Origin of the sequence: Peribacillus sp. NPDC097225 (assembly GCF_044761955.1) — a bacterium.
Taxonomy (GTDB): Bacteria; Bacillota; Bacilli; order Bacillales; family DSM-1321; genus Peribacillus.
The window spans coordinates 228,743-243,092 of record NZ_JBIWDJ010000002.1 but is presented as its reverse complement, the minus strand read 5'-3'; the positions used below and the strand labels follow the sequence as shown (position 1 = coordinate 243,092).

Sequence of the window (14,350 nt, the reverse complement as noted above, 5' to 3'; positions counted from 1 at the left end):
TAATTGAAGTGGTTGGAGAAAGGCGGTAATGTATGGAGCAAGGAGCTAAAGGCGTATTCTATGGTTGGTATGTTGTATTATGTGGGTTCTTTATAATGTTTGCCGCTTACTCTATAATAAATTCTTTACACAGCTTATTTATGGTTTCTGTTACTGAAGATTTAGGAATAAGTAGAACCACTTTTTCAATTGCTCTTTCCATAGCTGGTCTTGGCGTGGCAGTAGCTTCCCCCTTTATGGGAAAGCTACTGGCTAAGGGTAATATGAGATTGATCATGTCCATTTGTGTAGTGGTGGCGGGCTTGGGATTCATGTCATACTCATTAGCCAATTCGGCTCTATACTTTTGTATTGTTGGCTTTATGATAGGTATCTGTGTCGCGGGTTTTTCAAATATTCCCATTTCCATTATGGTAACGAACTGGTTTTATGAGAAAAAGGGAAAGGCCATGGGTTTTGCTTTTGCAGGATCAGGAATAGGCGCTGCGGTGCTTAGTCCTGTATTAACTACCATCATCACAAACTACGGATGGAGAACGGCCTATGTTATAGCGGGAATACTTCTCATTGTCTTAACATTGCCGTTTGTTTTACTATTTGCCAAGAAAAGTCCTTCCGAAAAAGGCCTAGCCCCACTTGGTGCTGATAAAATGGAGTCAATTGAGAAAATAGAGACAGAGAAGAGCGGATTAATGATGGGTGAAGCCAAGAAGACAGCGATGTTTTGGATTTTTGTACTAGGAATCGTTTGTTTTGCATTGGTGGCAGGGGGTGTACAGATGCATATTCCCGCTTATTTAATAGATATTGGTCATCCCGCCCTCTTTGCCGGTACGATTTTTGGCCTGCTTTCCCTCGCAAACACAGTGGGAAAATTGATTTTAGGTGCTGTATTGGATAAGTTCGGTACTACTGGAGGAGCTATCTATGTAGGGATATGTATGACTATTGCCATGCTATCCCTTCTGTTGGCTAAAGGCCCTGCTTTCGCCTACTTATTTGCGATTGCTTTTGGATTCAGTGTCGTGATCTCGACATTAGGACCTCCATTCATGACAAACGATATTTTTGGTAACAAAGATTTCGGAGCAATTTTTGGAGTCGTACAAGTCTTCTTTGTGGCAGCAGGTTCCTTAGGGGTCATTGTTTCCGGTTTAATCTATGATCTCACTGAAAGCTACCGTGTTGCATGGATTTTCTTCCTTGGATTATTTATCTTCAGTATGATTTGCGTGCTAGTTGCTAACAGCATGAAAGGAAAAGCAAAGGATAAATTTACAATGGAGTCAAATAAAGAAATCATATCATAAGAAGTAGTATGCCTTTTTCATCACTAAAAAACTGAATAGTCAGGTTTAGACACTGTTTATATAAACAGTGTCTAAACCTTTGAACAGGACCCATATTGGCAATACATAGGTTAAAACGTTTTTCGCCATTCGTCATCTTCTAATGCCACTCCATCAGTGCTGACGTAATTCACGATGAGTTCACCTCGAACAAGAGCGCCGTCGGTTTTAATGGATTGAATAATACTGTTAAAATCATTTTCATCTGAATCTTGTTTTTTACGGTGAATTGTAAGAAGGATAGATGGTGTAACATCATACTCTTTATAACTTTTTGGATGATTCGGGTCAATATCTAATTCTCTTCCAATCTCCCTATCAAAAAGGACAACTAATTCACTAGAATCCCCTATCTTAGCCTGGATTTCTTCATAATTGTTACTATCAGTAATTTCTTTCATTTCCACTGATGACTTTACATCCCCAATTTTTTCTTCGATATAGGGCTTTATTTCTTTTTCTGAATCATCTCTCCATTTATTAGAAATAAAGGAATCCTCCATTTTTCCAGTATGCACGTTAGAATACACAAGAAATTCTGTACCATACTTTTCCTCTCTAACTTTAGCGGCGTATTCAAACTCATCAAAGTTACCCATGTTATCGTATAACACGTCGTATACATACGTTTTTTCTTTAAAATTTTCCACTAGATATTGTTCCGCTTGCACCCGGACTTTCTTTTCTTCGTCAGGATCACCCTTCATACCTTGTGTGAAGGAATACATCAGGATGACTACTCCGGCTAATATAAATAGAAAAATTACAAGTAAAATCAATAAAATCTTTTTTGTCTTACTCACGATATGCCCCCTATTATCCATTCTCTTATTTCCATTATATTCTAATGTTTGAGATATACAAAAAGATATCCAAATTTACTTATTTATCTCTTGGAAAAATACCATTTCCTTGTTGCTGAGAATCTCTACATTAGAGCAGTCTTTTGATACAATAGTTTAATCAGTTGTACATAAAGGAGTGTTAAGTCTTGGAAGCCTTCCAAAGGGATTTGAATCATAATCGTGACGAATATAGAAGGATTAAATGGGGAAAACATCGTGAACGGGTAACAGAATTATTTGATACCGTTTTTTCCAAACAAGCTTTTGTAAATAAAATAGGGATTATTGGAGCGGGCAATTGTGATGATCTGGATTTAAATCATCTATCAACAAAATGTAATTCGATTTATTTATTCGATATAGATAAAGAAAGCATGGTAAATGGAATCAAGAACTTTTCAGAAAGTACTCGCAATAAAATTCAGTTAGTTGCAATGGATGTGACCGGATTGGATAAAATAAATTTCGAACAAACACTGACTTCCATGTTGGAGCATGGTGAAAAGACTGAAGACATTATTCAATACGTATTGAATATGAAGGATAAGTTATCAGAAATCGTTCATAATGAATTCAATGATTATATTGGCCAATTTGACATATTCGCAACATCGGCCATTTATACTCAATTATTTTATAATTGGGCATTAGATACTCTTGAAAAGAATAAACACCACTATGAACAGTTGGATTTAGTAAGAATAAAAGATGGATTTTTGGATGTAAGAGATCAGGTTGTGCTTAATTTGCAGGATGTAGCCTTCAAGTGTTGTACTGGAAATGGGTTCTACATAACCTGGTCCGATATCTTGAAGATGGAACCAGAATACATTGAGACTACCAATCAAGGAATTAACGCCATTTTTTCATTAGCTTCCAATGTCGGGTATGGGGCCGCATTAATTGCCATCCAGCATTATATGAGTAAAGTGGATCGGCAAGATTTTTCCTTGCGCCATTGGTTATGGGATTTCGATGAAAATAAGCAATATTTATCAATCGGGCTATTGGGAAAAGTGAAACAAGTTTAAGGAACATCAGAGGACAATAAGGATATTAGCACAGACCTGCATCAAAAAAATCAAAATCCTACTTTCATATAAAGAGATCCTTTCTACTAGAAATCGAATAGAAGGGATCTCTTTATTTTTGAAAAACCTTACTAGTTATCTGCCACATCCAAAATAGGAAATATATTATTTGTAAGATTTTTCATAAACTTTTTAAACCCTCCATATACACACCAGCGAAGTTTGAATCGTTAAACTAGTGATTACTGGTAAAAAGGAGGACGATGATGATGGACTCACGAGAATTAACATATTTCGAACATACTATAGAAAAGCTAAAGGAAGCTTATGAACAAGTTTCAAAAGATATTACAAAACAAGACCACTCCTATAAAGAGTTACAAAAATATATGATTGATTACAAAAGTGAAATCGATAAATTTGAGATATATGATTATAGCCAAACGTTGAATATGATTGACCGACGGGGTTTTGCTCAAGTTACCGAACGAGAGCAACTACAGAAACTGATCGATTCCCCATACTTTGGTCGATTTAATTTTGTTTATGAAGGCGATGAACCAGATGAAGTGGAATCATTTTATATAGGCCGTTTTGGATTTAGTGATGAAGCCAGTAATAATCTCATCTATGATTGGCGTGCTCCGGTTTGTAATATGTACTATGAATTTGAAATAGGAAAAGCTTATTATGAGGCAAAAGAAAATCATTTTGACGGTGAAATTGTTTCGAAAAGGCAATTCAAAATCGAAAATTCCAAAATTGAGTATATGGTTGAAAGCTCATTAACAATTCAGGATGCTGTGTTACAAAAGACTTTAAGTGAGCATGCGAATGCTAAAATGAAAACGATCGTGACCTCAATTCAACGGGAACAAAATAAAATTGTCCGTAATGATTCTGCCTATAATGTCATCATACAAGGTGTCGCGGGATCGGGGAAAACGGCAGTTGCTCTGCATCGTATTGCGTACCTTTTATACAAATTTCGAGATACACTACAAGCAAATCGAATTTTTATACTATCCCCTAACAAAGTTTTCGGTGATTATATATCTTCAGTCCTACCGGAACTTGGCGAGCAGCCAATCCGTTCCTTTACTATAGATGAGTTAACGGAACAGTTACTTCCTAACCACTTAACTTACGTATCGTTTGAACAAGAGGTAAAAGATATTTTAGCAGATCCCAAAAGTGACTATGCAATAAGAGCTTCGATCAAATCAACTTATGCTTTTGTAGAACAGTTAAATGCTTTTTTACAAAGATTGAACTCAACCTTATTTAAAAATGGTACCCTTTCGGTTGCTGATTATGAATTCACAACAGAATATTTGCAGAATCGTTTCAGCAAATATGCAAAAGAACCCGTACTTATTCGCTTAGAGATGATAGCTGATGATGTAATGAATGTTCTCAAGACGAAGCGCCAAGGTGAACTAAAACTACCCAGTAAAAACGAAATCGTAAAACGATTAAAAAAACGGCTACTTATTAACTCCGCAATCGATATTTATAAAGCATTTATGTCGGAATTCAGTGAAGAAACATTCTATTTCAAAAAGCGGCACTTTGAATTTACTGATGTATATCCCTATCTTTATTGTCAGCTTTACTTTGAGGGTATAAAGACATTTGATATGATACAGCATTTTGTCCTAGACGAGATGCAAGATTATACACCCATTCAATATGCACTACTCGAAAAAGTATTTGAGTGTAAACGTACGATTATTGGTGATTTTAGTCAGGCACTTTTACCATACGAAACAATTTCAAAAGAAGGTTTTGAGCAAATTTTTTCAAACCTAGAATATGTTGAACTAACGACTAGTTACAGGTCATCTTATGAAATCGCAATGTATGCGAAAAAATTCATGCGGAATTCGACAATTCATCCAATCGCTCGTCACGGAGAGGAACCAAAAGAAATCCCCTATAAAATATTGAATGAAATGATTTTGAGATTGCTTGGATCTATTAAAAATGATTTCAAATCTACAGCCATCATTTGTAAAACGGAATCAGAACTTGTTTTGTTAAAAGAACATGTAAACCATTTGCCGATTCACCTAGTAGATGCTCATACAGAAAAATTTGAAAAGGGGATTATTTTAACAACAATCCAATATGCAAAGGGACTTGAATTTGACTCGGTAATAGTGCCATTCGTAAATGGCACGAATTATCGGAATGAATTCGATCGTGGGTTACTCTATATTTCAACGACAAGAGCAATGCATGAACTAACCATTTTAAAAGACGAAGTAAATCCGTCTCCTTTATTATAAGTCCTCTAATAATGCGATGATTGACTTTACGTCTTTCATCGCATTTTTTAAATTTATCTCAAGTTCATCTGTAACATGTAAAAATTCATCAGCAAACTTTGGTGAATTTAAAAGGGATTGAATATCCCGTGCGGTTTGCACTTCTTCAATACCTTCTATTAAATGATGTATGGCTGCAATGGAAAAATGAGCAGTACGAAGCGTACGAATAATTAATAGTTTCTGAATATCACGCTCTGAATATTGACGTCGGTTTTGGGAATTTCGTTTTACCGTAAATAAGCCATTTCTTTCCCAATTCCTAAGGGTCTCTTCCGTTAATTGCAGATTATTTGCTACTTCTCTATGAGTGTATGTCTCAGTATGAACTACTACCTTCGTTAAAATCTTTTCAACTATTTGGACAGCACGACAAGTATAAGAATACTCCGCTTCTAAAAATTGCAGATATTTATTTGCTTCTATTAATGCCTCGCTAAACAGCTCACTACCACTTAATCGGACAATTCGGGTAGCTTGTTTGCGCAGGTTATTTTGAATGAATTCTTGTCGAAAAGCATAGCGAGCGATTTGCATTTGAATTAGATGGATGTGAATATCTCCTGTATGTATTTGCTTCTCTGGGAACTGAAGAAATAAACCCCCAATCCTCATAAAGCCTTACAGTGTTAGGGTGAACTTTCACTTTTTTTGCTACTTCATTTGTTCGCATTAAATCACTCCTTCCTTTAGCTTTTCCATTATAGTTAACTTTTAAAAATACAACAACATTTCATATCCCTTAGTAAAAAACAATTGTTGGTAGTGTTTTTTGTTGTTTTAGATAGTAGTAATTGAAAATAGATAAAAGGTATAAAAAACGGTCCAAAGAATTAACTTTTTGTCTAATGAATGTAACAGTCTATGCAAGTATAATAAAAAGAATAATCCGAAAATTAAGTTTTATAGAAAGTCATCATGTTTTTTAGTAAGTATTCGAAGGGAGTAGTGCTCTATGAAAAAGCAAAAACTACTGATAAATGGTAAGAGGTTAAGTGACTCACTTGAAAAATTTGCAGATTTCGGACGTACTGAAAATAATGGAGTCACCCGCCTTTCGTTGACTGAAGAAGACCGTTTAGTCAGAGATTACTTTTGCTCTTGTTGTGAAGAATTAGGAATGTCGATTAAAGTTGATGATATGGGTAATATTTACGCTACATTAGAAGGTTTGGAGAATAAACCGCCAATCGTCATGGGTTCACATATGGATACCGTGAAAAAAGGTGGGCGCTTTGATGGAATCCTAGGGGTGGCTGCTGGGTTGGAAGTGGTTCGTACCTTAGTAGATAATGATATCAAACCAAATGTTCCAATCACGATCGTCAATTTTACAAATGAAGAAGGAGCAAGATTCGAGCCTTCGATGATGGCCTCCGGGGTCCTTTCGGGGAAATTTGAAAAAACTACGATGATACAAAAAACCGATAGTGATGGAATTACTTTCGAAGATGCCCTGAACTCGATTGGGTATGCAGGAGACATTGAGTCCCGCCTAAAAGAGGCCACAGCCTTTTTAGAATTACATATTGAGCAAGGACCTATCCTTGAAAGAGAAGCTTTGAAGATTGGTGTAGTGGAATGTGTTCTTGGAATGGTCTGCTACGAAATAGAAGTGACTGGCGAATCAGACCATGCTGGAACCACTCCTATGAATATGAGAAAAGATGCCTTCTTTACGACAAATAGTCTTGTCACAGAAGCCATTCAAAAGTTAAATCTTCTTGATGAAGATTTAGTTTTTACCATAGGGCGGGTAAATGTGCATCCTAATATTCATACAGTCATTCCGAATAAAGTAGTTTTTACATTAGAAGCGAGACATAAGGATCAACAGGTTATTGAGCGTGTAGAAGAAATTATAAAAGGGCTAATACAGTCAGGCTCAAATGATGGGTGTGAAGTCATTGCCACAAAGCTATGGGGACGCGACACGGTTTGGTTTGATGAGTCACTTTGCGATTTATTAGAGCAATCTACTAATTCATTGGGGTATTCCTACAAAAGAATGGTAAGTGGAGCTGGGCATGATGCACAATTCATCGCAAGCTATATCCCTACCGCGATGGTTTTCGTTCCAAGTGTCAACGGAAAAAGCCACTGCGAAAACGAGCTGACATCTTGGGAAGATTGTGAAAAAGGTGTGAATGTCATCTTAGAAACAGTCCTTGCGATACAAGCTAAATAGGCAGATTGAAAAAACACTACTAATATATTACGTGGTTTCCTAAAAGGGCAGATTTCATATGAAATCATGCCTTTTTTATTGCAACTTACCATGTTGGTGAAATGTATTTCTAAAGATAATGGAGCCTTCCGGATTTAGCTAAATGGAGGGTCGGAAATCTAGAATAGAATAGGAAAAAAATGGTTTTAAAATAGAGAGGATGGGTAATTAAAAAAAACAAATATATTTAGGGTGTTCAATGGCAAGAGGATGCGAAGGAGAGATGGAATTGTTCTTTTCTAAGGAGTTTTTACCAATAGGGAGTGTAGTTGGAGTCCAAGGTGATTCAAGGCGTTTGTTAATCATCGGTCGTCTGGTGTTTTCTGAAAATCATAATGTGGTTAAAGATTATACAGCTATTGAATATCCAAATGGTTATATCCATTCGAAAGAAAAATTCATTCTTTTTAACAAGGATGATATAGACGTTTTGTATCATTATGGGTATGTGGATGAAATGGAAGTAAAAGTTGATCAATTACTTAAAGAGGCGGAAACAAAGGGAGGCGATTCGAAAATTGAAGGAGGCCAAATAAGTGGGGGTATTTAAATTTAATAAAGACTTGCCTGATATGGTTTCTGGAAGCGTCCGAAAATTAGAAGATACGATATTAGCCGTTTATAAACCCATCGTTTTTTTTAGTAAGGAACTTGAGAATCATAGCGGTGAAGCTGTTACAGCGCTTAAGACAAAATTGAGTAATCATATCGAATTTTTTAACAAAGCTAGCGTTGGTTTACTGTATTTTGCTGATACTGTTATGAACTTTGTATCAATGATTTTGAGTACGGATGAATCAGGTTCAGTAGAGACTGTACCTCAGAACAACCGTGCAGTGCAGCAATACGAGTTTTCTTATGAAAATATGAGTAACGAAATTAAACTAAATGCCTACACATTAAAAACAGCAAAAAAAGAATTTTCTTCTAACTTAGATAGCTTAAACGAGTTGTTAAAAGACTTTGAAAAATTATTGAATGATGTACTTTTTCATACGGAGTTTCCTTGGGGGGATGTTGCCGATGTGTGGGAGGAAGGAAAGGTGCAAATTACTTTCCTTTTATCCACGTTTTTAAAAAGTGTCGAAGAACTTAGCACTGACGCGGATGGAATTATTAAAGAGCTTGAACGAGTAGATAATCTCATTGCTCATAACCTAGGGAAGTGTGAATAATCAGGAAAGGATAAAGAACCTATGTATAAAGAGCCAGAAGTAACGAGTTTGATTAATTTACACACTAGCCGCGCAAATGCTACGGTATTATTAGCAAATTCCAAACTTGTAAGAAATGCATATGCAAAGATTTGGGGTTTTATTGATTCAGGCAGTATAACGGAATTGGCTGGTACTATGATTATGTTTGACTTCTCTGATTTGAAAGCTGAAGTGGACCAATACATAAGTGATTTAGACGAGTTAAGGTTGAAGTCGGAGAACAAAAAACTTCAGTTAAAAGGCGATCAGATTGAAGAAGAACTATTAAAACTTACGAATATTATCTCTCAATGTCAGGAAATTTCACTTTATTATAATATGCTCAAAAGTGAAATATCTGAAATTGAATTAGATTTCGAAAATGCTGTCCGCTATTATCGTTCGCCGATGCGACAGGGATTAAATGATATTTCAATCATTTATAATTCCATGAAAAATATTAAAGGACCTATGGGGGACTTTGAAGAAGTATCAGTTTATATTCATGGAATCGAATCAAACGGGAACGAGTTTTTGGAAAGTGCTAAAAAGGCTTCTGTTGAGGGTGACGTAATCGTTCATTTGAAACGTAACGGAAAGAAAGAATATTATGTTGTGAAAATGAATGAATATGGCGAAAAGGAAGTGCTTGCACTAGACGATTTTCAATCCTTACAAAAGGAAGATGCCTTTAAATATCCTGAAGGACGTATTCATTTAGTTTATGATACAGAACAGTCAAATGAACATAGACAGGAAACCAGTGATGATTTAACTAGATTGCTCTCAGAAATGGGGCTTATAAACAAAACGACAAAACTTAATTTGTTTGGTCATAGTTATGGAGGCAGAAGATCTATGCAATTTGCAATGGATTATCCAGACTATGTACAGAGCATTACTACTATCGGCACACCTTATGACAAAAACAAACTAGCTAAAACGGGAAACAGTTTACCTTATGTTGCTGAAAAAATAGGGCAAGACCCACGGCAATTTACAGATTTTTTGGATTTCAATCCAGAAAATAAAAGGGAGGATAATGGAATTCTCCATAGCAATGTCTATACCGATCTATCTAAGGAAGAAATGAAAGAGGACTTACAAAATCTCAAATCTGCAAATCCTGAAGTATATACTAAACTTGAAAAGATGAATATAATAGCTTCTGCCGGTTATCGAATGGAAACGGTATATTATGAGGGTGGGTCTATGGAAGTTAAAAAAGATAGCGACGATGTAGTCTCATTGGAAAGTCAAAATGCAAACAATCTTGAATCATTGATTGATGAAAGACCGCAATATGAGGTAGAGGGTGTTAGCACAATAAAGAATCCAGGTCATGGTAATGAAATTAAAGATGAAGAATTCATTGAACTCATAAGACAAGTTAATACAGACAAATAATTAGGAGCTAAAATCTATGAAAAAGTGTTTCTTTAACGGAATCGTACTTTTAATCATTATTTTTCTCATTGGATGTGGACCGGATCTTTCAACAACAAAAAAACAAGAGGAAGTGAAGGACTTGCTTTATATAAAGGGATTCCCTGAAACGGATAATGAGTCACTTTCTCGATTTATGATCAATTTTTTCGCTCCGAATTATGGTAATCCTCTTTTTATGGAAGACGGCGTTAGCGTAAATGCCATAAGAAAAGGGTCTGAAGAGTTCTCCCCCATTCAATACTTTTCGTATGGTAAGGTATTCCGTGACTTTTACAAGCCCTTGTTAGGTTTAGAGGATGTTTCATCAACATTGAACTCATTACAAAATAAAAATATAAAGCAGGAGGTTTTTCTACCAGTAAAACCACTGCATGAATATAATCTCCCTTTAGTTGAATTGAAAAAAAAGAATAGATTACGAATTAAGACCATGGAAGGTGAGAAAACACTCAATTTGCCTGGCATTTTAAATCGATATAGTTTGACGGAGACCGATCGGCTCAGTTTTAATATAAGGGGATTAAGTAAGGAATCAATGGCAATTGAAATACAACAATTAAATAAAAAAGAAAGTGGGTCAATTTTTCTTTTCGTAAAAAGTGATTTTTCAACGGTAACCGCCAGTAAACTGGTACCAGATGAACTTCAAAACGTCGTTGATTCTGAAGAATTGAAAAACTTTGAAGGTTTATTCGTTAAGACTGATCCATCAGGGGAATTCTTTAACATCCTGCATTCCGAAACGATATGGAATAAAAAGGAACATACTGTTTTTAGGATTCATGAAAAAGATGTTCTTCTTAGTGATGATGGGAAGTTTGTCTATTTAAATGGAACGAAAGAAAGCTTTAAAGATGGGATACAAAGGATACAGACTATAGAAAATTATAAAAAAGGAAATGAGAAATACGAAAAAGTATTTAAAATAGATTTTATGGATATAGCAAAAGAGCTTAATCTAAAAGCGGATAGTGTCAACTTTGCCCATATTAATTTTTTTTACGATGACTTAATCGTATTAAGTGTTGATTACGAAGCAAAAGTAGTTGGAACAGCAGGTTTTACGAATGTATTAATTGATCTTAACGAGGATAGCGATAATTCTAAGGCTTATCTGGTGGATTTGGGGGTCCAATAACACCTTAAAGTTGATATATCAATACCCATGTCAAACTTCGATAAGGTAAACTATATAGGCAATTATTTGGCTAACCGACATCGGTTGGCCTTTTATTAGTTGCGATGAAATCCTGTAAATCATAAGGACACCAAGATGCCTTTTTTAGTGGACTTTGCCTGTTTCATTTTTTCTCAATATTCCGTATACTTATATTATTAGGAGTTACAGAGAGAACGTAATGTATCTCAAAATGAAGGTGCATGAGCGGGGGGATTAACATGAAATTTTCCATGATATTGGTCTTTATCATCATGATTGCTGCCTTATTTGGTACCATGGCTTTGGGTGGAAAAAGCGATGAAAATTATTCAGGCGCTGTTAGAGGCAATTTAACCAGGCTAACTTGGATATATGCCGTCCTAGGGATTGTCTTAGCTCTAGGAGTGGGGATTTATATAGTCACTGTATAAAACTAAGGGAGCGTTTCTTCTAACCGAGAAACGCTCCTCTTAGTTTAAGTTGGTATATCCATGCTATTTGTTCATCCTAAATACACGGTAGCCTAAACTATTTCCATAAGTGAGGGTTAGACGATAATGTTCTTCCAGTATTCGGCTGTAGGCTTCATTAGAAGGCAGAGGCTTGACATGTTCCGCTTGAGCATTCTCTAATTCTTCTATAACCGTATTGGATTTTAGAATTTCCAGGTGTGAAAATCCTTCTTTTTCAAAAGCACTTATCCATTCAGATTGTGTCAAGATGGTTTTAAGCTGATAAAAATTCATGATTTCCTCTTTATGTTCACCAGGCAAAATACATTCCGCTGTCATATCTATAGAGATTAACGTGCCTCCAGGTTTAAGGACACGGTAGTATTCCCGAATGGATTTTTGAATGGTAGTGAATGATGTAGATGATTCAGCTATGATAAAATCAAAAAAATATTTGGGGAAGGGCATTTTTTCAATGGAGCCCATAAATACATTCACCGGTAATTGAACTTGTTGTAATCTTTTCGTTGTCTTATTTACCATTTCCGGATGATTATCCATTGCATAAACCTGACAACCATAAGTTTCGGCTAGATATTGTGAAGTCTGGCCAAGTCCACATCCAGCCTCGAGGATCTTATCATTTTTATGAATGTCTTCATTTTTTAGAATACTTTTGGTTAGTTCAAAACCGCCTGGATGGGCCCCTTCCAATTCATAAAAGACCAAGGCATCTTGGTAAGAGTGTTTCATTCCTGTTGTCTCCTTTTTCCATGTAATTGATTCATAGTATGTCACGGAAGTTAAAGTGGATATGATAATTGCTTTTCATAGTGGGTGTTTATCTATGCAAGCTAGTCCCCTTCTGCATACCATGTAGAATCGAATATAAGGGAAGTGTTTATTAAAGTGGGATATAACAATCAAAACTATTTTCATAAGTGCAGCCAAGGAATTGGGAGACCGGTAGAAATCCGTACAAATAGAGGAACAATCCATAGGGGCATTATTCATAGGGTAACACCCAACAAAGTCTATATTCGCCCATTTAATAATGGAGGTAACCTTGGTGGATTTGGCTATGGTGGATATTATGGGGGATTCGGTTGGGGAGCGGCTTCTGGGTTCGCTTTTGGAGCAATCACCTCATTAATCTTCCTTGCATTCCTTTGGTAATAGAAAAAGATTCTTTAAAAACCTGTAAGGCAATGGCCACAGGTTTTTTTCTATCTTTGTATTCCCAAGCGGAAAGGTATAATTAAATATTAAGGTACTAACAATAAGTATAATCACTCTAAACAATAGAATCCTCTTAATAAAAATTGTAAATGATCTATTATTAGGGGGATCATTTCATTCGAGAAGATTTTCTTTTATAACAGCTTCACATAAAACTACAGCCATTTCGCTAGATTATTAGATGATACGGCAATTTATTGGAGAATCCTTCTAAGGAGACAGAAACCATTGGAAAGTAAGACTGCTATCCCTTGCTCACCCTAAACGCACGGTAACCAAGACTATTTCCATGAGTAAGCATAAGGCGATAATGCTCTTTGATGATATCATTTAAGGTTCCTTTGAAAACCGGAGAATCGCTCGAGCGTTGGTTGGCAGCAGAGTATCTTTTTAACTCTTCTAAAACTGTACTGGAATGAAGGATTTCCGTATGTTTGAACCCTTGTTCTTTAAAGGCACGTACCCATTCCAATTCAGTCGGAATATTTTTAAGTTTATAGAAATTCATCAATTCAACTTTCAAATTGGCATGCAATGCAATTTCCGCAGTCATATCAATTGAAAGCAAAATTCCGCCATGTTTTAATACCCTATAATATTCTGCAATGGACTTGTTGATTTCCGTAAAACCTGTGGTGGACTCAGCCACAATATAGTCAAATGAATCGTTGGGAAACGGTAATTCTTCTAAGGAACTCATATACACTCGAATAGGCAGATTGGCTTGTTGAAATCGCTGTGCTGCCTTTTTAACCATCTGTGGATGATTATCCACCGCATAAATGTGGCATTTAAAGGTTTCCGCCAAGAAATGTGATGTTTGCCCTATCCCGCATCCTGCGTCGAGTATTGTGGTATTCGCATCAATTCTCTCATTCATCATGATGTTTGATGTCAAATCGAAACCGCCTGGATGAGCACTTTCAATCCCGTAGAAGGCTAAGGCATCTAGATATGTGTGATACATAACTTTTATCTCCCTTGGTGTAGTCATATACATATTTTATGCTTTAGAATGAAAGGGTGACTAAAACATTCATGTCCTAGGTTGAATATTAGTGGACATATTAGGA

Annotated in this window: 15 protein-coding genes; 10 read left to right on the top strand and 5 right to left on the bottom strand. The window is 36.0% G+C overall.

Annotation, left to right across the window (positions count from 1 at the left end):
* The first annotated feature begins 32 nt into the window (after positions 1-32).
* A complete protein-coding gene (locus tag ACIQXH_RS07030) occupies positions 33-1,310 on the top strand; it encodes an MFS transporter (RefSeq protein ID WP_403122865.1) in 1,278 nt (425 codons plus the stop codon).
* 110 nt (positions 1,311-1,420) lie between these two features.
* Here the strand turns inward: ACIQXH_RS07030 and ACIQXH_RS07025 are convergent, their stop codons facing one another.
* Positions 1,421-2,152 (bottom strand): hypothetical protein, encoded by a 732-nt coding sequence (locus ACIQXH_RS07025; protein WP_402959532.1) that lies wholly within the window; start codon positions 2,150-2,152, stop codon positions 1,421-1,423.
* Between the two features lie 188 nt (positions 2,153-2,340).
* Between ACIQXH_RS07025 and ACIQXH_RS07020 the strand changes: the two genes are divergently transcribed.
* Both ACIQXH_RS07020 and ACIQXH_RS07015 read left to right on the top strand, forming a co-directional pair.
* Positions 2,341-3,225, top strand: coding sequence for a hypothetical protein (locus tag ACIQXH_RS07020; RefSeq protein ID WP_402959534.1), 885 nt, complete (start codon positions 2,341-2,343; stop codon positions 3,223-3,225).
* Positions 3,226-3,494: 269 nt separating this feature from the next.
* Positions 3,495-5,516: a HelD family protein gene (locus ACIQXH_RS07015; protein WP_403122862.1), complete on the top strand. Its 2,022-nt coding sequence runs from the start codon at positions 3,495-3,497 to the stop codon at positions 5,514-5,516.
* Here the strand turns inward: ACIQXH_RS07015 and ACIQXH_RS07010 are convergent.
* Together ACIQXH_RS07010 and ACIQXH_RS07005 are read right to left on the bottom strand one after the other, a co-directional pair.
* Entirely contained in the window at positions 5,511-6,092 is a 582-nt protein-coding gene (locus ACIQXH_RS07010) for a MerR family transcriptional regulator (RefSeq protein ID WP_403122859.1), read from the bottom strand. The genes ACIQXH_RS07015 and ACIQXH_RS07010 overlap by 6 nt on opposite strands.
* Entirely contained in the window at positions 6,046-6,228 is a 183-nt protein-coding gene (locus ACIQXH_RS07005) for a MerR family DNA-binding transcriptional regulator (protein ID WP_403122856.1), read from the bottom strand. The genes ACIQXH_RS07010 and ACIQXH_RS07005 overlap by 47 nt, the downstream gene beginning before the upstream one ends.
* Before the next feature lie 282 nt (positions 6,229-6,510).
* Between ACIQXH_RS07005 and ACIQXH_RS07000 the strand changes: the two genes are divergently transcribed.
* From ACIQXH_RS07000 to ACIQXH_RS06975, 6 genes are all read left to right on the top strand, one after another.
* Positions 6,511-7,743: a Zn-dependent hydrolase gene (locus ACIQXH_RS07000; protein ID WP_402991686.1), complete on the top strand. Its 1,233-nt coding sequence runs from the start codon at positions 6,511-6,513 to the stop codon at positions 7,741-7,743.
* Positions 7,744-8,005: 262 nt separating this feature from the next.
* Positions 8,006-8,332: a DUF4176 domain-containing protein gene (locus tag ACIQXH_RS06995; protein ID WP_402991689.1), complete on the top strand. Its 327-nt coding sequence runs from the start codon at positions 8,006-8,008 to the stop codon at positions 8,330-8,332.
* On the top strand, positions 8,319-8,957 hold the full coding sequence (locus tag ACIQXH_RS06990; protein ID WP_402959542.1) for a hypothetical protein: 639 nt from the start codon (positions 8,319-8,321) through the stop codon (positions 8,955-8,957). Before ACIQXH_RS06995 ends, ACIQXH_RS06990 begins: the two co-directional genes overlap by 14 nt.
* A gap of 21 nt (positions 8,958-8,978) precedes the next feature.
* The gene (locus ACIQXH_RS06985) at positions 8,979-10,385 is read left to right on the top strand and encodes an alpha/beta fold hydrolase (protein ID WP_402872888.1); all 1,407 of its coding nucleotides are present in this window, start codon (positions 8,979-8,981) and stop codon (positions 10,383-10,385) included.
* Between the two features lie 121 nt (positions 10,386-10,506).
* Positions 10,507-11,565 (top strand): hypothetical protein, encoded by a 1,059-nt coding sequence (locus tag ACIQXH_RS06980; RefSeq protein ID WP_403122854.1) that lies wholly within the window; start codon positions 10,507-10,509, stop codon positions 11,563-11,565.
* A gap of 260 nt (positions 11,566-11,825) precedes the next feature.
* On the top strand, positions 11,826-12,017 hold the full coding sequence (locus ACIQXH_RS06975) for a hypothetical protein (protein ID WP_402872894.1): 192 nt from the start codon (positions 11,826-11,828) through the stop codon (positions 12,015-12,017).
* Between the two features lie 63 nt (positions 12,018-12,080).
* Here the strand turns inward: ACIQXH_RS06975 and ACIQXH_RS06970 are convergent, their stop codons facing one another.
* Positions 12,081-12,791, bottom strand: a complete 711-nt coding sequence (locus tag ACIQXH_RS06970) for a class I SAM-dependent methyltransferase (RefSeq protein WP_402872897.1) — start codon at positions 12,789-12,791, stop codon at positions 12,081-12,083.
* Between the two features lie 156 nt (positions 12,792-12,947).
* Here ACIQXH_RS06970 and ACIQXH_RS06965 point away from each other — a divergent pair, with 156 nt between their 5' ends.
* Positions 12,948-13,214 (top strand): hypothetical protein, encoded by a 267-nt coding sequence (locus ACIQXH_RS06965; protein WP_402872900.1) that lies wholly within the window; start codon positions 12,948-12,950, stop codon positions 13,212-13,214.
* 307 nt (positions 13,215-13,521) lie between these two features.
* Here ACIQXH_RS06965 and ACIQXH_RS06960 read toward each other — a convergent pair whose 3' ends face one another.
* A complete protein-coding gene (locus ACIQXH_RS06960) occupies positions 13,522-14,244 on the bottom strand; it encodes a class I SAM-dependent methyltransferase (protein ID WP_403122851.1) in 723 nt (240 codons plus the stop codon).
* Positions 14,245-14,350: the final 106 nt, after the last annotated feature.